The following is a 21,340-nucleotide window of genomic DNA, read 5'->3' as shown; positions in this document are numbered from 1 at the left end:
TACGGACGCACAGCTTCTGGCAGAAGCGTATTCTGAAATAAAAATACGTGAGAGACGCAGCGGTGAGCAGATGATGGAAACTTATTGTTTCTTGATTCTGTTCACCGTTTTTTATTACAAATTTTTTTGATAGAAAGTTGAGGTAAATTTTTATGAACAAACGTAGTAAAAAAGAAAATGAATTATTAAATTATCTGAGTGAAGATGAAAGAAAAGTTTATGAAGAATTTGAAGCAAAGCTGAAAGCAAAAAGAGATGTTGCTGTAAAAAGACAGAAGAAAGAAATCAACTTCTGGAAAGAAATTGATGAACGTGAGGAAGAAGTTTATCAGCACATTCTTGAAAATCGCAAAGCGAGAAATGCAGAGCAGAAAACAGAACCTGTTCAGACACAAATTTCACATCAGGAAGAATCTGTTCCAGTTGAAAATGTAGTTGAACAGGAGAGAGAAAATGTTACAAATCCATTCTACGGACAGAATCAGTAAAGAACATTTTTTCAAGCCCCGCAGGGTCGGGGTAAGTCCAGAAAGGGGCAGACAGCCCCTTTTGGCGAAAGAAAACCTTTGATGCGAAGCGTCAAAGGTTGTATTGAGCAACCTTGGCAGAGGCAAGGTTGGAAACAAATACGGATGCGGATATATTACAGGAAAGGAGATGGACGAGATGGCTGAAACAATGACAGTATCATCATCGCAGGGTCATACAGCAGAATGGCACGACCAGCGACTGACTACACCGGCAAATGCAGATGTTGAATTGAGTTCAAGAAATGAGTTTTGGATTGGCGATATGAATTCAACAGATGCGGATAAATTTAATGAAATTTTTCAAGATTCAGTGGATGATTTTAACGCAAAGCAAACAAGACCATCACGAAAAATGGGTGCGGAATCTACAAGCCCAGAACGACAGAAAAGTTATTATGATGGTGTTGTGGATGGAACATTTTGCTATGGAAAAGGAAAGCAAAAAGAAACACCGATTCAAGAGGTTGTTTTACAGATTGGAAATAAAGATGACAATGGTGTGACAGATAAAGATTTTGATATGGAACATTGGAAAACATTGAAAAAATCTGGACATGAAAAAGAAGCATCGGAGTATGCGATTTCACATTTGAATAAAAGTGAAAATACAGAAAGAACAAAAAGAATTCTTCATAAAGCAGTTGAAAGAATTGCAACATTAGACCCTGAACATTTAATTGTCATTCGTGCGACATATCATGGAGATGAACCATGTGGAACAGGTCATGGTCATCTTGCATACGTGTTAAGAGCAACAGGATATGAAAAGGGTATGGAATCAAGAGTTGCAAGTGTGAAAGCACTTGAACAGATGGGATTTAAAAAGACAAAAGAATCTGAATATGGAATTGTACAGTTGCATGAAAGATTCAAAGAAATCATTGAAGAAGAAATGATAAATGATGCACTTGAATATGGCTATGAAGCAATTCAAAGAACACCTGATTCTGGTGAGCATAGAAAGCGTTCAGATGTTTCAGAATTTAGAGAAATGGCTGCGGAAAGACAGGATTTGAAAGAATTACAAATGGAAGTCAATGATGCAGTTGCAGATAATCAATTAAGAGAATTTGCTCTGGAACAGAGAGAAAATAGTGTCAAACGACAGAAAGCATTGAATGATGAAAAATCAAAAGAAATCAATGACAGAGATGAACAAGTTCGCAAAAAAGAAATGGCATTTTCTGAGAAAAATTCTGAATTGATTCTTAGAGAATCGAATGTTCTTATTAAGGAATCAGAAATTGATGAGCGTGAAGAAAAATTGAAAAAGAAGCAGGAGCAGGACGAAAAAGATTTTCAGATGAAAGAAGATAAGATGGAAGCTCAACAACGTGTTATTTCACAACGTGAAAAAAGCGTTTCTGAAAGAGAAAATTCAGTTGATGTAAAAGAAAATGAGGTTGCTCAAAAATCAGCAGAATATGGTAAAAAATTAGTTCTTCTTGATTCTTTGATTGATGATGTACAATCTTATAAATCCCCTGTTTCTGTTGCAAAGAATGTTTTGGAAATTTTGAAAGAATCAATGAATGAAAAAGGTAAAAGAGTTACAAGTGATATGATTGGTGTTCTGACAAGAAATACAGATATGCTGAATAGAAAATATCAGGCAAAAATTAACGAAACAAGAGTGAAACGTGAACAGATTCAGCAGGGTACATATTTTGATATGTCTGATGAACAAGATGAACGTGGAGATAGAAGTTTGTAAGAGAATGAGGCGTTTACATGAATGAAAATACAAAAAAATATTTGTATGTCTATGGTGATTTAGATTATCAAATCAGAGATAGAATTGATGTGTTGAAAAAAGCATTAGAGGATGTAAGAAATACTCTTGGAGAAATTTGTGAGGATGAAATCGAATGTGGTCATGTAGAGACAGGCAAGGACTGGCTGGACTATCATAAAAAATACAGCAAGGCAAAAGAAGAGATGGAAGAATTGTTGAGAACGGTTCAGTCTGGAAGACTAAAAGATTACATGGAAGAATTATGGAAAGTTCCAGACATTGATTTATAGTAATGGTCGCTCCCTGTACAGGGAGCGTGAATTGAAATGACATTGATTGATTTATAAATAAAATGGCATCTGGGAAATCAGGTGTCTTTTTCTTTGCTTTCAATCATGTAGAAAAATGTTGAAAGAAATGTATCATTGATATATAATAGAAACACGATATTGACTAAAACTAAGAAAGTGGGTAGGAAAATGGCGAAAAGGAAGTTGAATTGCTATATATATACGAGAGTATCAACAGAATTACAGCTTGATGGATATTCGTTAGAAGCTCAAAAGGAACGACTACGGAAAGAAGCAAGTCATCGAGGAATGAGAATTGTTGGTGAATATTCAGATGAGGGAAAATCAGGTAAAAACGTTGCTGGAAGACCGGAATTTCGTAAGATGCTTGCTGATATTAAATCTGGCAAAGATAATGTTGATTATGTACTTGTATTCAAGCTCAGTCGATTCGGTAGAAATACGGCTGATACACTGAACAGTCTGCAATATATGGAAGATTACGGAGTGAATCTGTTGTGTGTTGAAGACAATATAGATTCTGCTGGTGCATCTGGAAAACTGATGATTTCAGTGTTAGCGGCGGTTGCTGAAATCGAGCGTGAAAATATCAAAGAGCAGACAATGGCTGGAAGACAGCAAAAGGCACGTGACGGCTTGTGGAACGGTGGTTTTGCTCCATACGGTTACAAATTGGTTAATGTAGATGGTCAGAAATCAAAGATGCTGGTTGTTGATGAAGAAGAAGCAAAGCTGATTCGATTGATTTATGAAAAGTATTTACAGGGTATGGGCGTAAATGCGGTTGCAAAATGGCTTAATGAGAATGGATACACAAAGACTGTGAGACAGAATGGAACTGTTCCTAACATATCAGCTCATTTTGTAACGAATGTGCTTGATAATCCTGTCTATTGCGGAAAGATTTCGTATGGACGTAGGAGAACTGAAAAGATTGACGGTACTAGAAATGAGTTCCATGTGGTTAAGCAGGACAAGGAATCATACAAGCTGTATCAGGGGCAACACGAAGCAATCATTGATGAAGATACATGGTACAGAGTGCAAGTGAAACGTAAGAAGAATGCTTTCAAGAGAGAGAAGACACATTCATTATTGCATGAACATATCTTGTCAGGAATTATAAAATGTCCTGTGTGTGGTTCGTCAATGTATGGTGTGGTAAATCGTAAGAAAAAGAAGGGTTCTGACGAATTCTACACTGATATGTGGTATTATCTTTGTAAGAATCGAAAAATGGTCTCAGGGCATCTATGTGACTATAAGAAGCATATTAAACAAGATGAAATCAATGCAGAGGTCATACAGCTTGTAAAGTATGTTTTTTGTGGCGAAAACGATATGAAAGACCAGATTCTTAAAAAGCTGGGTTCTGATGATTCTTTGAGTGAATTATTACAAGAAAAAGAACGTCTTACGAAAGAACATGAGAAGCTGGATTCTAAGAAATCAAAGCAGTTACGCAGAATCAATGAGTTGGATATTGATGATGAATTATACGATGATTTGATGAAGACATACAGAGCTGGTGTGCAGGAAATCAATGAACAGATTGCTATAATAGAGAATCAGATGTATCAGAATGATTTGAGTATTGAAAATGCTCAGGGTGAAAATCTGTCGGCTGAGGTCTATAAAAGAATTATTGATGAAATGTTAGACCACATAGACGATATGCCAGACAGTGATAAAAAGCTGATGATGAATCTGTTGATTGAGAAAGTGGAAATTTATGAAGAGAAGCAGAAAGACGGTCGTTGGGTGAAATCAGTACAGTTCAAGATTCCATTAAATGTTGATGGAAAGCTTGTTGACACAATGTTTTTTGATGATGAAGATACAGAAAATTCCCTATCCAATGAGAAACATGTTGAGACAGTCTGTTTATTATCACGTAAATAAGCGGTTTTACAGGCTTTTATGAGTGGAGTTCAGTCTATTTGCCACCCATTTGCCACCCTAATTCTGAAAAACATCATTGAACACAAGAAAAGCACTGAACCCGTTGAACTATTGCCGGATTCAGTGCTTTTTCAGGTCTTTATGTAGTTGTTATGATGTTTTTGCCTGTGTCACCTGTTCAAACAGATCAACAGAGCGTTCAACCATCTTTTCAGTATCATGCACATAGGTCTGCAAGGTGGTTTCAATGTTGGTGTGTCCCAACCGGGTCTGTATGTCCTTCACATCCGCACCGTTTTCAATCAGCAGTGTGGCGTGGGTATGCCTTAGTGAATGATAATCAAAGGCAAGCAGTAGTTCTTTATGGATGACCCTTGAACAGAATTTGAAGGAATCAGTTGAAGTATATTGACCGTTTTCTGCAATGCAGACCATGCGAACCCGTGGCAAAGGCGAATTGATACACTTCTGAATTGGAACTATGCGCTTCATATCATTGCCTTTTTCATCCTTTTCAACCTTGATGACATGGATGGTGTAGTATTCACCGTACTTCATTTCATTTTTTGCCTGTCTGACCTTTTCTGCTTTCAATGCCCGGTACAGGGTTTCACCAAACTTCACGGTTCTGTTTGATGTTACAGTTTTGGTTGTTCCAAAATACCATGATGACTGCAGTTCTTTCTTACCCTTCTTTTCAACAACCTTCCTTACATCTGCCCCAAAGTTACGCTTTACAATCTGTTTGTTGACGCTGATGGTGCGGTTATCGAGGTCTATATCATCCCAAGTTAGGGCAAAAGTTTCAGAGATACGCAAACCAGTATAAAAACCAATCATAAGCGGAATATGATAACGGGAATCAGACGGGAAACGGTCAATGATTCGCTGCCATTCGTCCAAGGTCAAAATAATGCGTTCCCTTGGTGCTTTTTCAACCTTGGGGAATTTGACATACTGCATAGGATTTGAAGTGATGTAGTGCATTGGTTCAACAGCATAGTTTAGTGCTGCACTGAATACGGACAAAATGCCGATCATGTGACTTTTAGAATTGCCGTTCATTTTCAGTTCAACGGCATATTCCTGTAATATTGCCGGGGTGATCGCTTTCAGTCTATATACACCGAACTTTGGAATCAAATGCCCTTGAATGATTCTTAAATAACCGACTTGTGTATTATATTTCAGGTTGGTTTTGCAGTACAGATCAAACCATTGGTTCAGGTAGTCTGCAACCGTAATTTCATTAGGTTCAAAAACTGACCCGACATTATTGTATTCATTCAGAGCCTTGGCAAGTGCTGCTTCTGCTTCTTTCTTAGTGCGAAAACCACCCTTTTCCTTCCTTTTACGTTTTCCGTCAACTTTCCCAAGGTCAAAATAATATGACCATGTTGTACCTCTTTTTCGTGTTCCACCGTTCATAATATCATCCTTTCTGTAATTGAATTTATAGGTAATGGATGATATAATTAGGATTGCATAGCCTATATCATCCTATTCCTTGGTATAGAGTTATAGGAACCCTGACCGCTGCAACGGTTGGGGTTCATTTTTGTTCAGTTTTTACAATGTAATTTGATGTATTTTTCCCAATCTGAAACGTGTGTAATAAAATTTTCAACGTCACCTTCTATGGTTTTTGAAGTATATAACCCCTTCAAAATCTGCATCCAATGTTTTCTTCCTTGAAGTTTTATTTTACCCACAGGATAGGTTGCATAAAATACGGAAATACAACCGTTACTCATACGCTCTAAAAAGATATTAGAGTTTTCATCAGGTGATAAATAATCATACAGTGCATTGAAAAATAGTTCTTCTTGTTCATTTAATGTGAATTTTTTACCTGTATCAGATTGGGTTGATATAGAGTAATTCATTTTCATTCACCTTTTTTGTTCAGTTATAATTCAATGTGTGAAGGTGCTGCCGTATTGGTTGCATATTGAAGTGCAATGAACTGTTTATATTCTTTTGCAGTTCCCCAAAAAGCAAGCATCCCTTTGTCATATTCTACAACCAAGTAATACTTGTTGATTCCTGACTTTCCTGTTGTCCGGGCAGTACCGTGATACTTCTGCATGAAATTCTTTTCTTCCATTGCTGAAAATGACTTGATTCTGTTCATTGGAAGTGTAACCGTAGTTTCAGGCTTGATTCTTCTGATCTCAAACACATCACCTTTCACTTCAATTCTGCAAGGGTAATCAGTCGCAAACCCTTCAATTCCTTCATAGTGCATTACTGGTGTACCTGATTCCTTTTTCTTTCCAAACATATACTTTTACCTTCCTTTCTTGGTGTGTGGTTACGGTTACGGTTACGGTTGATGTTCTTATTCTTATATTTTTACTTTTTTATTTTTAATTTAGTATATGTAAAAAAAAATCTATATAAGAAAACTTAACTGTAACCGTAACAACTGTAACTTTGCCGTAAAATCAACGCTTTAGAACCGTAACTCAATGCGTAACCAACCGTAACGAACCGTTACTTTTTGTATTTTTGGTCTGATGATAAATCATCAAGAAATTGTATAAGTTCTGATTTTCCAAGTTCATTCAACTGGTGGTATTGGTTCAGTAATTCAGAATCACTGACTGATATTTCAGCACTAGTCAGCCATTCCATGCTGACATTCAACGCAACTGCTAAGTGATAGAGTGCATCAGGTTCAGGTGTGTGAACACCGTTTTTGTATTGGCTAATACTTGCCTTGTCAAGTCCTGACCGATTTGCTATATCAATCCACCTTAAACCACTTTGTTCCTTGGCTTGGATAAATCGTTGTTGAAATATTCCCATTATTTACCAACTTTCAAAAATATTGGCAAACGAACAAATGTTTGCCAATATTATTGTATCGCTACTTTAGTACGTGTGGCTGACGGGAGATGATCGCATGGACTATAAAGCACTTATTATAAAAATGCTTGAAAAAGCAGATGATAGGAAATTAAAACTAATCTACTGCTACATAAAAGCACTTCTTGGACTAGGTTGATGCCTAGTCCTTTTTGTCATGCAGCATAATCACCATTTTTTCTAATACTTCCCAATCCGATTCATCTAATGCAGAAAGCATTGAAATGAATCTTTTCTTAAAAGAATCATCTTCACTGGATTGTATCGAACCGACAAACGAAGCAATTTGTTCATCCCTTGTCTGTTTTATGAACATTTCACCCTGACCTGTTCGCAACCAATCTTCATTGACATTAAATTCGCGGCAGATAGAACGCATGATTGCGTCACTTGGAAGTGTTCGCCCCATTTCATACATAGCAATAGTATTTCTTTGAACACCTAACTTGTCAGCAAATTTTTGTTGTGTTAAATCAAGTTCTTTTCTTATTTTCTTGATGCGGTCTTTCAATATGTATTCACCCCTTTCTTGTTACTAATTATACAGTTAAAACCCCTTAACGTCAATAGAAAAAGTCAGTTATTTAGCAAAAAGTCACCTACTTAGTAAAAAACGCTTGACAATGCTAATTAGCTGACAATAATCGTCAGTGTAATAGCAAAGCAAGCAGGAACACAGGCAGTTTACTGAAAGGTTCAACAGCCGTGGAACAGATAGGGAACACCCCAAGAGTGGAAGCGAGAAACAATAAGCCTATTGAAGTGAGATGACACAGCACTTTGTTGTTACGACTGAAATGGTTAATTCAAAAATTTGTAGAAAGGGGTAGAAATGGATACTGGACTAATCATCACAAAATTATCGGTAAATCTATGTAATAACAACGTAGAAAAAATTAGTGAACTTTACAATTTATTAGGGGAAAAAGATAAAGCAAAGATAAAAACTGATTTAAAAACAATGTTGGCTGATAGTTATGTACTTCAATCGGCATAGCAGCCGCAAAAAAACGATACAGCACTTACTTTATAAAGTGTCATGATTTGATACAGCAACTTAAGAAAGCCAAACTGGAAAACCGTCTGGAAGCCAGACTGCGACACTTTTTTAAATATAAGCTGTTGATCATTGATGAACTGGGTTATCTGCCAATTGAAAAAAATGATGCAAAACTGTTCTTCCAACTAATAGATCTACGATACGAAAAACGAAGCACCATTTTGACAACAAATATAAATTTTAATTCGTTGGATGATGTATTTTATGATCCGGTCATTGCAAATGCAATTCTGGATCGGATCCTGCATCATGCACATGTAATAAACATCACTGGGAAATCGTACCGCTTAAGGGAATATATGATACAGGACGATGAATGAGCAAACTTGTACATTCTTAAATGATCAAAAATGTACATTTTGATATTGACATTTATACGGATGAAAGAAGAGCAGGAAAGCACAGAGACAGACCTGATAAAACTGCTCTATGAAAGGGCAGAGGAACGCTACCGGACACTGGAGGTCAGGGATGAGGAGTTCCGGGCAGAGGAGATCAAAAACATCCTTGCAGAGAAAAAGAAACTGGAAACATTTGATGAAAATTTATATAGAAAAATAATCGCACGCATCTGGGTGCATGGTGGAAACATGGCAGAAGTGGAGCTTATCAATGGGAGCCGTGTCACAGCCGGGTACAAGGATTAGGAGGGAGAGCAGATGGCAGAAACAGCAAAAAAGATCAGCATGATACCTGCCAAGGTGCAGTATGACCGGAATGTGAAACTGTCAGAGAAGAAAATGAAGGTCGCTGCCTACTGCCGTGTCAGTACGGAACTGGAAGAGCAGGACAGCAGCTATGAGGCACAGGTGGAGTATTATATTAGCAAGATATCGGAAAATGAAAACTGGAAAAATGCCGGCATCTATGCGGATGACGGAAAGAGCGGAACAAACACAAAAAAAAGGGCAGACTTTAATGCCATGATACAGGATGCCCTTGCAGGAAAGATTGACATGATCCTTACAAAGTCGGTCAGCAGGTTTGCGAGGAACACGGTAGACTCGCTGGTGACCATCCGAAAACTCAAGGAAAAGAATGTGGCGGTGGTGTTCGAGAAAGAGGGGATCAATACACTGGAGGGAACCGGTGAAATTCTCATCACCATCTTAAGCAGCCTGGCACAGGAGGAGAGCCGCAACATCAGCGGGAACATCCGATGGGGAGTCGTGAGGAAATTTGAAAAAGGCAAGGTCATCGTAAACTGCACAAAGTTCATGGGATACACCAAAAACGAGGATGGTGACCTAGTCATCGTACCCGAAGAGGCAGAGATCGTAAAGCTGATCTTCTGGCTTTATCTGGAAGGCTACAGTACCGGGAAGATTGCAAAGCATCTGGAGGAGCAGGGAATCAAAACGGCCACAGGGCAGGACAAATGGCATTCCACGGTAATAGACAAAATGCTCCGCAATGAAAAATACATGGGAGATGCATTACTGCAGAAAACCTATACGGTGGATTTCATGACAAAAAAGAAAGTCAAGAACACTGGAATCGTACCGCAGTATTATGTGGAAGATGACCATGAGGCAATCATTCCGAAAGAGCTGTTCTACAGGGTACAGGAAGAGATGATGCGGAGGGCATCCTTATGCAAGGCGGCTGTCACCCGGAAGAAGAACCAGAAAAGCAGGTATTCCTCCACCTATGCACTGACCGGCACGCTGATCTGCGGAAAATGCGGACAGGAGTACAGGAGAGTCACCTGGGCGAGAAACGGGAAAAATAAAGTTGTCTGGAGATGCAGCAATCGGCTGACCAACGGAGTGAAGAAATGCGGGGAATCCGAGACACTCGAAGAGAACGCATTAAACAGGGCGGTGATGGAAGCCATCCACAGGATCACAAGTGATGATATGGAATTTATGGAAGATTTCCGGCAGAACATCATCCATGTCATCGGGAGCTACAGCACCGCAAAAGAGTCCGGAGAATACGAAGAAAAGATAAAAGAAAAGCAGGATGAGATGGTGGCACTGATTGCAGAGAATGCAAAGACCGGCTCTTACACACCGGAGTTTGATGAACGCTACCGCACCATAGCAGAGGAAATCAATGCCTTAAAAGAGGCACAGAAAACAGCCAGAAACGAGAAACAGATGTCTGACAGCTATGAACAGAGAATCCAAGATATCGACCATTACTTAAGCACAAGCACCTGCCAGATACCGGAGTTCGACAATGACCTTGTCAGACGGCTGATCTCGACCATCAAAGTGGAATCCAGCGAGAAGCTGCTGATACAGTTCCAGTCAGGCATTGTCATGGAAAAGGAGATTCGATATGAGTAAGGCTGCGGCAGGAATGGCAGCAAGTAAATAGGAAACGTTGTTCCTGCCAGTTTATGGTAAGAATAAAATGCCCGATGATCCGGGCGTTTTATTGTTGGCATAAAAATAGGAAACAAGTGCAGAACAATAGGAATAGAAAATATATCACGAAAAATGAGTAAAAGAAAGTGGATATAGAAAAAGCAAAAAGCACATGAGGTGTGCGGAGAGGAGGAGAAAAGCGTATGAATTATGAGCAACTGATAGAAGAACTGAGGGAGGAAATGTTACAGCTTGTAAACACGAAATGTGATGCACTGCTCCAGATGTACCAGAGTGGGGAGTTGCGGACAGATATGAAAGATACAATCCGGGAAAGCAGTCTTATCACAGTGTCCCCGGCAGAACTGAAAGGGAAAAAATCGCTGGCAGTCCAGTTCGCGCGGGGAGAATGGATAGAAACACCTACATGGAGAAAGGTGGCACAAAAGATTTTGCAGGCCTGTAATGAACAGCCGGATATCCATGAGCGTTTTATGGAAATGTGTGGAAAAGTAGCCGGACGCTGGAGGACGATCCTTGGAAGTTCACCGGAAGAAATGGATGTACCGATAAAGGTGGATGAGGAACTTTATTTTGAGGGAAAATTTGACACCGAAGCGATGTTAAACATGTTAGAGAAAAAGGTGCTGGAACCGGCAGGGGTTGATTACAGCAGCATTAAAATCCGGTATATGGCAAAAGTGCAGGAAACAGCAAAAAACTTAGAGCATGTGCCAGAGCAGGATGCTTTGGAGCATGAGGAGCAGGAACAGCATGCACCGGTGCAGACAATGTAAAAAATGGACGGAATCAAGACTCCGAGTCTATAACAGGTTTGGAGTTTTTCTTATGTTCCTTTTCCAAATGTAAAAATTGATTGTATAAAAGAAATGGGTAAGTTATAATATAGGTGTGGTCAGATGCCTTTTTGGGGATGACTATATCTGTCACAAAAAGGAGGAAGGCCAGTGAATACAGAATTGAAAAATGCAGTGAAAGCAACAGATTCAAAAGCACAGTATGATACGAGTGCAAAGCGTCTGTTAGGACAGAAGAGCATACTGGCACATATACTGGTAAAAACAGTTGATGAGTTTAAGGGCATGAATCCCAAGGATGTGGTTGACTGCATTGAGGGAACACCACATATCAGTACGGTACCGGTAGAGCCTGGACTTACAAATGCAGCCAGCGAAAAAAATGGTGAGAGACTGGTCGGTTTCAACACAGAAAATGAAGAAATCAACGAAGGTCTGGTAAGATTTGATATCGTTTTCTATGTGCGCATGAGAGATGGATTGTCACAGATCATCATAAATGTAGAAGCACAGAAAGACGAGCCGACGGGATACGAAATCTTAAACCGGGCAATCTTTTATGTGAGCAGACTGATCTCATCACAAAAAGAACGTGATTTTGAGAATTCCAGCTACGATGACATTAAGCGTGTATATTCGATCTGGGTATGTATGAACATGGAAGAGAGCAGCATGAGCCATGTGCATCTCACAAAAGAAGATTTGATCGGTTCCTATCAATGGAAGGGAAATCTTGATCTGCTGAATATCATAATGCTTGGACTGGCAAAGAATCTGCCGGAACATGATGAGACATATGAACTGCACCGTCTGTTAGGAGCGTTGCTGTCACAGGAACTTACAATAGATGAAAAACTAAACATAATTGGAAATGAATACGATATTCCTATTGAGGAGAACTTCAGGAAGGATGTGAGCGTTATGTGTAACTTGAGTCAGGGAATTGAAGAAAAGGGTATTGCGATTGGACGTGCGGAAGGTGAAGCAGGACTTATTATAAAAATGTATAAGAATGGTTTTACAGCAGAGCAGATAGCCTCAGCCACAGATAAGGATATAGAAGAAGTGAAAGCGATTATTGCAGGGAAGGAACCTGCACTTGCATAAAGTTATGTAAGAAAAAGAGAGCCTTTGAGTTTAAATAACTTGGAGGCTCCTGTTATATTAGGAATATTGAAATTAGATGGATATTTGGAATTAGGTAATAACTAATAGAGAGTGATTAAGATGATAGAAAAAGTACAGGAAAGCCATTTATATATGTGGTTAAAGGAAAAAGATAGTAAATTTTTAAGTAAGTTAGATGAAACTATAGAATATGCTAATACGATATTACCGCAAATTAATAATGTTTTTGCAAGTTATACAGTTCATGGTGTAAGACATTCTATAAATGTGATGGAATATATGTATGCACTTGTTGTGGATATAAATAAATTAAGTGAATTAGAAGTAGCATTACTTATATATAGTGCATTGTTGCATGATATTGGAATGATTGCAAATGTGGACGAAATTAAGGAAATCAAAGCAGACCATGCGATATTGGGTGAAAGAAAATATAGTAAAGTACTTGAGAAATATGGGGATGAAATGACCGCTTTGCAAGAGTGCGTAAGGCCGGTACATGGTAAACGTGCGAGAGATTATATTGAGACAAAGATGGATGAAAGGTTATTTTTGATTCCAGAATCAACAAATATTTCATTTAAATCTGAACTTGCACAAATATGCATGTCGCATAATGAAGATTTTGAATGGATAAAAAAGAACTTGCATAATGATGAAAAAAAGGGACATTTTGATCTTAATGCACAGTATATCTCTGTGCTACTTAGAATATCTGACTATTTGGATATTGATGAGCAAAGAGCACCATTATATTTATATAAATATTTGAACCCAAAGGAATTTAGTGATTTAGAATGGAAACAACATTTTGTGATAGAGAACTATGATAAAATAAGAAGAAACCCTAAAACAAATGAATTAGAAATTTTCTTTCAGGGTACAAGTCAGGACCCATCTGTTCATAGAAAACTTTTAAAATACTTTGATGCTATTAATGGAGAATTAAAAAATGCTGTAGATTTATGTGAAAGTTTTGTAGACGAGAAATATCTATTACCATTAAAAACAAATGTAGTAAACCAAATTCAATCGAAGGGTTTTAGTTTTTCTGATTTAAGACTTTCTTTGGATTATAATGCAGTGACCAATTTATTGATGGGAGAGCATATTTATGGTGATAGAAAATATGGGTTAAGAGAATTAATACAAAATTCAATTGATGCATGTAAGACTATGGAAGAATCGGCCACTAAAATGGAAAAATTTAGATATCAAAATTATCAGCCATATATTTCAGTGATTTTGGACAAAGATCGAAAAAAAGTTATGGTTATGGACAATGGTAGTGGTATGTCTATAGATATTTTGAAAAAGTATTTTCTGAATGTTGGTGTATCTTATTATGCGTCAGATGATTATAGGCTACAAGATAGAGAATATTCGCCAATAGGGCATTATGGAATAGGTTTTTTGGCATGTTTTATGCTATCCGATAAAGTGGAGGTTAATACAGTTTATTATAATGAACAGAAAATGAATCGAATTTCATTTGAAAGAAACAGTGAGTACATATGCCTTACTTATGAAGATACTGTAAGACAGCAGGGAACAGAAATAATTTTAGATTATGACCAATGTTTAAGTGTGTTCAATAATAATATAGAAAGATTGGTATCTTTTATAGAAAATAATTTTTTGGATTGTGGAATACCGATTAAAATATCAACAATGGAAAAAGGTGTATCAATGCCATTGGAATGTAATATTAAGAGGATTGAAACAATAATTGCAGAAAACATATGTCTTTCAGAATACTTAAGTGGTATAGAGGCATTCATTGATTGTAGCTATAAACAAATAAATTTTGCAAAATATTTAAGTGACATAAATGGGTACGAGAGTTATTGCTATAATGAAGAGGAGTATTCGGTGGATGAAGAAAATATATCCATTAAAAACTTTGTTAAAGATGGGAAAATTACATTCTTGAAAATTCCGATTATTACAGAAGATGAAGAAAGTGAATTCCTTAAAGCCTATGATGTTTTAGAAGATTACCAAGAAGCACTTGATAAGATAGGAAATTATGAAGCTATAAATATATGGGGAGATGAAGATGAGTTTGAAGATTACGATTTTATAATAGAAGAGTCAAGTGAGAGCATTATTGGTGGATATACATTAGGCGGATTTAGAAATCAGTTTCATCATGGCTCTTTAACACCAGTAAAGCCAGAAATTATAAAAAAAGGGGTTGTCACAGGAGAATCAAATGCTGTTTTGCCTTATAATGAGGAAAATACATTTAAAGGAAGATTTAGTTGGGAAAATACTGATACATGCTATGTTAAGAATGTTTTACTATCAGGATTAAGGATTAAGATACCATATCTTGTTGATGGAGTAATATTAAAGGGAGCCGTTATTAATATTTTTAATCGAGAATTTATCCCGAATGTTTCTAGAAATAATATAAGTGCATCGCAACAGGAAAAATTATCTTATGCAATAGGAAAAGCAATTCATTTATGGATTAGAGATCATGCTGAATTATCTACAGAGCAAAAAGCTTTGTTAGATGTTTTTATTGAGACAAAATATAAAGAGACAAATTATTGTTTAAGATAGTAAATGGTTGGAATAATGCCTCCAAGTCCACAACAGATTTGGAGGTTTTCTTCTGCCCATTTTTATCGGGAAGTAATTTCCCCAATAAACAATTTATGGTACAATATCTTAGAAGTTATCATCAAGGGATGAGTAGTGGACCATAGAGAAAGAGCAGAGTAATCGTAAGCTGGTCTGGCTTACATCTAAAATACAATGCAATCTTTTGCTATGCAGGGGCATAAGAGAGAGCATCATGTCAATTTTTTGCAGCCTCGTCACAGAGGATTGCAACATTTTTCGCTCCCAGAGTAAAGTGAAAACTCTGGAAAGTGCATCTCAATTACCCTATCGACACATGTGGAGACGGTGTGCCTTCTGTCAAGAAAAGCCCAATAAATCAAAGGATTTCGCCATTTTTGGAGTAAAATAGATGTGTGTTTCTGTTTTCGTAGAGTGATGATATAATCGGAGATTTACCCCAGGGGATAGGCTTTGGAGAACGGGAAGTATACATTTTGGCGAAAGGATACTTTTTGACAGAAGAAAAATATAAAAGATAAATTTTATAGGGGAACTCAGGGATGATTACAATAAAGAATTATATTTCAATGATATATGATGATTTCAGAGAGTATATAGACCAAAACGTTAATTTATGTATGCTGAAAACATTAAATTATCAAGCTGGACAAAAGCCGGATTATTCAGACATACATATTCAACAATTATATTTGTTACGGTATGTTTTTTCATATGCCTTTGAATATAAAAGTATGTTTGATACATTATTTGCACGAGAAAAATTTAAAGATAGCATAGAGGTGGCATCCATCGGATGTGGAAATATGATAGATTATTGGGGATTGGTTGAAGCACTTGGTGAGATTGGAAGTGGAGAATGTTATATTAAATATAGGGGCATTGATACTATTGATTGGAATTATAAAATAGAAGCAAGAGAAAAAGATGAAGTCAAGTTTACAAAAGTCAATGCTGCAACTATTTTTCAAAAAACAAGTACGCTAATATCCAATGTATATATTTTCCCTAAATCTATTAGTGAATTTTCAAATGAAGAGTTTCAAGATATTTGTGAGAGTTTTAGAAAAAAAGAAATTCAAAGAGATAGAATTCATATATTAATATCTCTTCGTTCTGATCAGGGAAGTATGGATAGAGATATGGAAAGAAGTGAAAAAATCATATCAGCCATAAAACAGAATGGATTTATTACAGAAGATAATGCAACGACATTTATTCACTATAAAGATGAAGATAGAGGAATCAAAAAGATTGATTACAAGTTCGAATATCCGAATGAGGCTATTGAATTATTAACTTCTTTAAATACAGAATGTAGTACATATGTTAGTAATAGAGAAAATTGTACAAGTGATTGCAAAAATTTAAATAGATGGCCGGTGTTGAAAGCGAGAAATATTCGTTATCAAGTATTGACTTTCGATAGGAAGGATTCATTATGATATTAAGTGTGAGTAGAAGAACAGATGTGCCAAATTACTATTCAGATTGGTTTGTTAACAGAATTAAAGAGGGATTCTTATATGTGCGAAATCCTATGAATGCACATCAAATAAGTAGAATAGATTTATCGCCAGATGTAGTGGACTGCATTGTATTTTGGACCAAAAACCCTGCGAATATGATGGGAAAGCTGGAATGTTTGAAAGATTATGTATACTATTTTCAGTTTACTCTTACGGGATATGGTAAGGATATTGAACCGAACCTTCCAAATAAGAGAGAGGAACTTATTTCAACGTTTAAGGCATTGTCTAAAAAAATAGGAAAAGAAAAAGTAATATGGAGATATGATCCTATTTTGATAAGCAAGCGATATACAATGGATTACCATTTAAAAGCGTTTGAGGAAATAGCGAGTAGTCTTGCGGATTACACGGAAAAGGTAGTTATCAGTTTTGTTGATTTATATGCAAAAACACAACGAAACACTAAGGAACTTGGCATTAGGCAAATGACAAATGATGAGATGATTAGTTTGGCGGCGCAAATGGTACAAATTGCTTCAAAATATAATTTGGTAATTGAATCTTGTGCAGAGCAAATCAATCTTCACAATGTTGGTGTTCAGCATGGAAGCTGTATAGATAAAAAACTAATTGAGAAGATATTAGGGTGTAAGTTGATTGGTGAAAAGGACAAAAATCAGAGAGAAGAGTGTGGATGTTTTGAAAGTGTGGAAGTAGGAGCGTATAATACTTGTCTCAATGGTTGCAAATATTGCTATGCAAATTTTAATGATGAGAAAGTAAAAGAGAATGTAAGATTGTACAATCAAGCGTCCCCATTATTATGTGGAAATATCACTTCGGATGATAAAATTACTGATAGAAAAGTAAAGTCATTAAAAGACGCTCAACTTAGTTTTTTTGAATAATTAACATTTGGACGAGAGGGAGGGAATGGTTTCATGGGGTAAATTTTTTACCCCAGCCTAAAGTGAATTATCTACTTTCGCTATGCAGTATAAAATCAAAGTTCAGAGGAATATTGAAACTATTTGTCTGCTTTCAAAGAAACCTTGATTTCCTGCGGTTTGTTGGACATTAAGGAAAGAAAATGGACGTGTGTTTTGTAGTTCTTTGAATGAAACATTTGTATAATGAATCAGTGGGGTGGTGAGAGACTCTGCTGAATAATTGGCTTTTGCTAAAAGGTATCACTTTTGCGAAAATGTATGATACCCTCTGGCAGAAGCCTTTTTATATAAAGATAACTTGACTTCTAAATCTTACTGATGTAATATTTGCATGGATGTAACAGGCGCTCAAAAGGAAAATTTTTTTGTGTTGAAATCTTACACATGTAATAAAAGGAGGGTTGAGAAGATGGTTGTATTTAGAATGTTGATGTAAAAATTGTTCGTGGATTAGGAAGTAAAAGTTAAAAGAAGTTACAGAAGAAAGGAAGATTTTGGGATGAAACTAAAACGATGTATGATAATGGGTATAACTGCTTGCTTGATTATAGGAAGTATGTCAGGATGCAGTTCAAAAGAGAATGGAAACAGCCAATCAAATCAAAAGGAACAGACAATACAGATTAATCAAACCGAAGAAGAAATAAGTGAAAACGAGGATGTGAAGAATGAAGAGGAACTGCAGCCGATAACAGTCACTGTAGATTATGCGGAAGCGTTTCAATCAATCCAAGGGTGTGCAGTTATTTTGAATTCAGAAAATAATACATATACTTTTTATAATGAAGACAAATGCAGAACGAGGGTATCTCCTAATTCTACGTTCAAAGTAATCTCAGCTTTAATAGGAATTCATAATCAAGTGGTAACGTCAGAGGATAGTAAAATGGGGTATGATGGAATGAATTACCCAGTTGATGCATGGAATGCCGATTTAAGACTGGAAGATGCATTTCGAAGTTCTTGCATTTGGTACTTTAGAAAAGTAATAGAAGAGGTGGGACAAGAGACAATCCAAGAGGAATTAAACAAATTGGATTATGGAAATTGTGACATATCTGAATGGAGTGGAAGTGGTGTGAACTCTTTTCCAGAACTTAATGGTTTTTGGATTGAATCATCTTTGCTGATTTCTCCGATAGAGCAGGTGGAAGTTTTGCATAAGATTATGGAAGGGGAAACTATATATACAGAATCAGAGATAGAAATTCTAAAAAGCATTATGTTACTTGAGGCTAGTGATTCAAAAAAAATATATGGAAAAACAGGAACGGGAACAGACGGTACAGCATGGTTCACCGGTTTTGTCGAAAAAGAAAATACTAATATATATTTTGCTATATATTTAGATGATAATTCTTCGAATGAAATTAGTGGGACAAAGGCACAGGAAATAGCATTTAATATCCTAGAGGAGTAATCAAGAGAAGTTAAGATTTTACTATGTGTTGCTGGTATATTTATTGCAATGATAGCTGCACTTTGGCTTTGCTTCGTTTATGAGACGGATTATAAAAAGACAATATGCGATACAGCAATCTCGCCAGATAAAAAATATGAACTGATACTGGAAGCCGTTGGAGAAGCTGAGTGGCCATTTGGATCAGCTAGTGGTCGATTGATTCTTAAAGAAGGAAAAAACAAAATATCATAAGTGGGTTTTGAGTTACGGAATGATGGTAAAAGCATAAGCAGCAATTGTTGGAAAGTGACTTGGTATGAGGATTATGTAGAAGGCATTCTTTCTGGAGAGGAACAAGCTGATGAACAGATTCTCTTATATTTCAATGGAGAGAATGAGAGACAGCAGTTAACAGATGAAGAATAATAAAGAAGGTAAAGGGTCAAAGTGTTTCATTTGGAGAGACCCTTTACCTTTTTTCAATACCAGATATTCATGTCTGATAATATAGATAAAGCAATATCAGATGCTTTGCTTCCGGTAGCATTTTCAGTGGCTCCGATATTTAAGGCAAAGAAATATGTATTATCTGAAGTTTCGACATAGCCAATGAACCATCCGCTTATGTTCTCTCCATTAATATTTCCTGTTCCGGTTTTGCCGTATAGGTTACCGTTAGCAGTGGAAGAAAGTAATAAGGCATTCTTTACAGTCTGAATATTATCTGCATCAAAATTAAATTCATTGATGTACAGTCGTTGGAGCATTTCGACCTGCTCAATAGGAGAAATTTTGAGGGAAGATTCTGCCCAAAAGGAAGAAACACCATCTGACAGGTCATGATTGCCATAATTAATATATGTATAGAAGTCTTCTAAAGTTTCTAATCCGGCAGTTTGGTCTAATGATTGAAAGTACCAATTGACAGAGTTTTGAAATGCTGTAGTAAGGTTTTGATTGGCATTCCACTCTGCAATAGGGTATTCTTGCCCATTCCATGTCATTTCGTTTGAAGCCGAAGTTATATATCTGTTTTCCAAACCTAACAGGGCACTGTATATTTTATATGTCGAATCCGGCGAAATTCGTTTTTGTGCCATTGCTTTGTTATAAATTTGCCAACTGTCGGTAGTTGCATCAAACAGGACAAAACAACCCTGATAATCGTTAAAATATGATGATAAATCAATATAAGAAATATTGCTGTCGTTTTTATTTATTTGATAGGTGTTTTCTATTTCTATTGCAGCATTGACAGAAAGCATGGGCATAAATGTTAACAAAAGGCAGGCGATCAGAAAATAGGAGCAAACGCCCTTTACTCTTTTTATAAATGTCGGCTTTTCATAAGAGGCAATGTTGATAATTCTCCGTTTCATCTGCTCCATGTTTCCACCAAGGCCGGCAGCAAACGGAAAAGGAGTAAGTGAAACCTTCTCTGCAAAGTTAATCAATGTATTGCCATAACCTTCGTAAGCATCCTCTTCAAGCATTTTCAAAACGGAAGTGTCACAGGCAACCTCTCTGTCATTACGCATTTCTTTCAGTGCGTACCAGACAAGAGGATTGAACCAATATATTACTCCGGTAAGGTTCATCAGATAACTGGCAATAGCATCTTTGTGCTTATAGTGCTGCAGTTCGTGCAACAGCATATACCGCATATCGGATTCGTTGTAATCAGAAATCAGATGAATCGGCAGATAAATACACGGTTTCAAAAGTCCCACAATAATCGGAGATTTCAAAAATGCAGTACTGTAGATAGGGACATTTCTGTGAATTCCCATTTCCTCCAAACATCGATAATATAGTCTGCGTACTTCCGGGTTCTGAAGGGGAAGTGCAGATTTCTCCAAATTGCGTAGGCGGAGTGAGGATTTGATTACTAATATAATCATTGCAAAAATGCCTACAATCCATATCCCCAATAATATGTATCCGGCAATGGATGGTGTTTCGCTATTTACAGAAAGTGCGAAATCATTCATCCAGTCTGTATTTCCGGTCGGATGAATTCCCACAGCTTCTCCCATAGCGGTTGCAGTGCCGGAAGCAGGGGAGCTTCTTAAGCTACCAAGCCACGAGAAGATTTGTGGAAATCCGATGGGACGGAACGGTATAAAGGGAACTGCCAGCAACCCAAGAAGCAGGAACCACAGATTATACTGCATCCGGCTGGACAGGTTGTTTTTGAATATCCGCTTGGCTATCAAAAGAATTCCGATGATACCGCTGATAAATACATTGCATA

Annotated in this window: 20 protein-coding genes; 14 read left to right on the top strand and 6 right to left on the bottom strand. The window is 36.9% G+C overall.

The genetic code is table 11. From position 1 onward, the window contains the following. Positions 1–152: 152 nt before the first annotated feature. The 4 genes from H8S17_RS12105 to H8S17_RS12090 all read left to right on the top strand — a co-directional run bounded on the left by H8S17_RS12105 (position 153) and on the right by H8S17_RS12090 (position 4,478). A complete protein-coding gene (locus tag H8S17_RS12105) occupies positions 153–488 on the top strand; it encodes a hypothetical protein (protein WP_117854765.1) in 336 nt (111 codons plus the stop codon). A gap of 178 nt (positions 489–666) precedes the next feature. After that, entirely contained in the window at positions 667–2,244 is a 1,578-nt protein-coding gene (locus H8S17_RS12100) for a hypothetical protein (protein ID WP_186867511.1), read from the top strand. A 17-nt stretch (positions 2,245–2,261) separates the two neighbouring features. Next, positions 2,262–2,555 (top strand): hypothetical protein, encoded by a 294-nt coding sequence (locus H8S17_RS12095; RefSeq protein WP_055249256.1) that lies wholly within the window; start codon positions 2,262–2,264, stop codon positions 2,553–2,555. Between the two features lie 189 nt (positions 2,556–2,744). Then, on the top strand, positions 2,745–4,478 hold the full coding sequence (locus tag H8S17_RS12090) for a recombinase family protein (RefSeq protein WP_186867550.1): 1,734 nt from the start codon (positions 2,745–2,747) through the stop codon (positions 4,476–4,478). Positions 4,479–4,628: 150 nt separating this feature from the next. Here the strand turns inward: H8S17_RS12090 and H8S17_RS12085 are convergent, their stop codons facing one another. The 5 genes from H8S17_RS12085 to H8S17_RS12065 all read right to left on the bottom strand — a co-directional run bounded on the left by H8S17_RS12085 (position 4,629) and on the right by H8S17_RS12065 (position 7,860). After that, complete coding sequence (locus H8S17_RS12085; protein WP_186867510.1) at positions 4,629–5,906, bottom strand: tyrosine-type recombinase/integrase; 1,278 nt, start codon at positions 5,904–5,906, stop codon at positions 4,629–4,631. Positions 5,907–6,040: 134 nt separating this feature from the next. Next, a complete protein-coding gene (locus H8S17_RS12080) occupies positions 6,041–6,364 on the bottom strand; it encodes a hypothetical protein (protein ID WP_186867509.1) in 324 nt (107 codons plus the stop codon). Positions 6,365–6,387: 23 nt separating this feature from the next. After that, the gene (locus tag H8S17_RS12075) at positions 6,388–6,762 is read right to left on the bottom strand and encodes a hypothetical protein (RefSeq protein WP_186867508.1); all 375 of its coding nucleotides are present in this window, start codon (positions 6,760–6,762) and stop codon (positions 6,388–6,390) included. Positions 6,763–6,974: 212 nt separating this feature from the next. After that, the gene (locus H8S17_RS12070; protein ID WP_186867507.1) at positions 6,975–7,289 is read right to left on the bottom strand and encodes a helix-turn-helix domain-containing protein; all 315 of its coding nucleotides are present in this window, start codon (positions 7,287–7,289) and stop codon (positions 6,975–6,977) included. A gap of 202 nt (positions 7,290–7,491) precedes the next feature. Next, complete coding sequence (locus H8S17_RS12065; protein WP_186867506.1) at positions 7,492–7,860, bottom strand: helix-turn-helix transcriptional regulator; 369 nt, start codon at positions 7,858–7,860, stop codon at positions 7,492–7,494. 321 nt (positions 7,861–8,181) lie between these two features. On the opposite strand from H8S17_RS12065, the gene H8S17_RS12060 reads away from it, so the two are divergent. The 10 genes from H8S17_RS12060 to H8S17_RS12015 all read left to right on the top strand — a co-directional run bounded on the left by H8S17_RS12060 (position 8,182) and on the right by H8S17_RS12015 (position 19,104). Next, a complete protein-coding gene (locus H8S17_RS12060) occupies positions 8,182–8,346 on the top strand; it encodes a hypothetical protein (protein ID WP_186867505.1) in 165 nt (54 codons plus the stop codon). Continuing rightward, the gene (locus H8S17_RS12055) at positions 8,337–8,729 is read left to right on the top strand and encodes an ATP-binding protein (protein ID WP_330595763.1); all 393 of its coding nucleotides are present in this window, start codon (positions 8,337–8,339) and stop codon (positions 8,727–8,729) included. Before H8S17_RS12060 ends, H8S17_RS12055 begins: the two co-directional genes overlap by 10 nt. Positions 8,730–8,759: 30 nt before the next feature. Further along, the gene (locus tag H8S17_RS12050; protein ID WP_243238080.1) at positions 8,760–9,056 is read left to right on the top strand and encodes a hypothetical protein; all 297 of its coding nucleotides are present in this window, start codon (positions 8,760–8,762) and stop codon (positions 9,054–9,056) included. Positions 9,057–9,068: 12 nt separating this feature from the next. Next, positions 9,069–10,703, top strand: coding sequence for a recombinase family protein (locus H8S17_RS12045; protein WP_186867504.1), 1,635 nt, complete (start codon positions 9,069–9,071; stop codon positions 10,701–10,703). Positions 10,704–10,927: 224 nt separating this feature from the next. Then, entirely contained in the window at positions 10,928–11,521 is a 594-nt protein-coding gene (locus H8S17_RS12040; protein WP_186867503.1) for a hypothetical protein, read from the top strand. 171 nt (positions 11,522–11,692) lie between these two features. Further along, a complete protein-coding gene (locus H8S17_RS12035) occupies positions 11,693–12,649 on the top strand; it encodes a hypothetical protein (protein WP_186867502.1) in 957 nt (318 codons plus the stop codon). 120 nt (positions 12,650–12,769) lie between these two features. Further along, entirely contained in the window at positions 12,770–15,241 is a 2,472-nt protein-coding gene (locus H8S17_RS12030) for an HD domain-containing protein (RefSeq protein WP_118591419.1), read from the top strand. Between the two features lie 563 nt (positions 15,242–15,804). Beyond that, the gene (locus H8S17_RS12025; RefSeq protein WP_148445552.1) at positions 15,805–16,707 is read left to right on the top strand and encodes a hypothetical protein; all 903 of its coding nucleotides are present in this window, start codon (positions 15,805–15,807) and stop codon (positions 16,705–16,707) included. Further along, complete coding sequence (locus H8S17_RS12020) at positions 16,704–17,642, top strand: DUF1848 domain-containing protein (protein ID WP_186867501.1); 939 nt, start codon at positions 16,704–16,706, stop codon at positions 17,640–17,642. Before H8S17_RS12025 ends, H8S17_RS12020 begins: the two co-directional genes overlap by 4 nt. Before the next feature lie 541 nt (positions 17,643–18,183). After that, positions 18,184–19,104 (top strand): penicillin-binding transpeptidase domain-containing protein, encoded by a 921-nt coding sequence (locus H8S17_RS12015; protein ID WP_243238079.1) that lies wholly within the window; start codon positions 18,184–18,186, stop codon positions 19,102–19,104. Positions 19,105–19,565: 461 nt separating this feature from the next. Here the strand turns inward: H8S17_RS12015 and H8S17_RS12010 are convergent. Beyond that, a partial coding sequence (locus tag H8S17_RS12010) for a BlaR1 family beta-lactam sensor/signal transducer (protein WP_186867500.1) occupies positions 19,566–21,340 on the bottom strand: 1,775 nt, incomplete at its 5' end.

Origin of the sequence: Roseburia zhanii, assembly GCF_014287635.1 — a bacterium.
GTDB classification, from domain to species: domain Bacteria; phylum Bacillota; class Clostridia; order Lachnospirales; family Lachnospiraceae; genus Roseburia_B; species Roseburia_B zhanii.
This window is presented reverse-complemented; position numbering and strand designations above follow the sequence as displayed.

Excerpts from the sequence above, each read along its gene's own strand:
- H8S17_RS12105 (WP_117854765.1), top strand. The coding sequence starts at position 153 with ATGAACAAACGTAGTAAAAAAGAAAATGAATTATTAAATTATCTGAGT.
- H8S17_RS12100 (WP_186867511.1), top strand. The coding sequence starts at position 667 with ATGGCTGAAACAATGACAGTATCATCATCGCAGGGTCATACAGCAGAA.
- H8S17_RS12095 (WP_055249256.1), top strand. The coding sequence starts at position 2,262 with ATGAATGAAAATACAAAAAAATATTTGTATGTCTATGGTGATTTAGAT.
- H8S17_RS12090 (WP_186867550.1), top strand. The coding sequence starts at position 2,745 with ATGGCGAAAAGGAAGTTGAATTGCTATATATATACGAGAGTATCAACA.
- H8S17_RS12085 (WP_186867510.1), bottom strand. The coding sequence starts at position 5,906 with ATGAACGGTGGAACACGAAAAAGAGGTACAACATGGTCATATTATTTT.
- H8S17_RS12080 (WP_186867509.1), bottom strand. The coding sequence starts at position 6,364 with ATGAATTACTCTATATCAACCCAATCTGATACAGGTAAAAAATTCACA.
- H8S17_RS12075 (WP_186867508.1), bottom strand. The coding sequence starts at position 6,762 with ATGTTTGGAAAGAAAAAGGAATCAGGTACACCAGTAATGCACTATGAA.
- H8S17_RS12070 (WP_186867507.1), bottom strand. The coding sequence starts at position 7,289 with ATGGGAATATTTCAACAACGATTTATCCAAGCCAAGGAACAAAGTGGT.
- H8S17_RS12060 (WP_186867505.1), top strand. The coding sequence starts at position 8,182 with ATGGATACTGGACTAATCATCACAAAATTATCGGTAAATCTATGTAAT.
- H8S17_RS12050 (WP_243238080.1), top strand. The coding sequence starts at position 8,760 with ATGTACATTTTGATATTGACATTTATACGGATGAAAGAAGAGCAGGAA.
- H8S17_RS12045 (WP_186867504.1), top strand. The coding sequence starts at position 9,069 with ATGGCAGAAACAGCAAAAAAGATCAGCATGATACCTGCCAAGGTGCAG.
- H8S17_RS12040 (WP_186867503.1), top strand. The coding sequence starts at position 10,928 with ATGAATTATGAGCAACTGATAGAAGAACTGAGGGAGGAAATGTTACAG.
- H8S17_RS12030 (WP_118591419.1), top strand. The coding sequence starts at position 12,770 with ATGATAGAAAAAGTACAGGAAAGCCATTTATATATGTGGTTAAAGGAA.
- H8S17_RS12025 (WP_148445552.1), top strand. The coding sequence starts at position 15,805 with ATGATTACAATAAAGAATTATATTTCAATGATATATGATGATTTCAGA.
- H8S17_RS12020 (WP_186867501.1), top strand. The coding sequence starts at position 16,704 with ATGATATTAAGTGTGAGTAGAAGAACAGATGTGCCAAATTACTATTCA.
- H8S17_RS12015 (WP_243238079.1), top strand. The coding sequence starts at position 18,184 with ATGAAACTAAAACGATGTATGATAATGGGTATAACTGCTTGCTTGATT.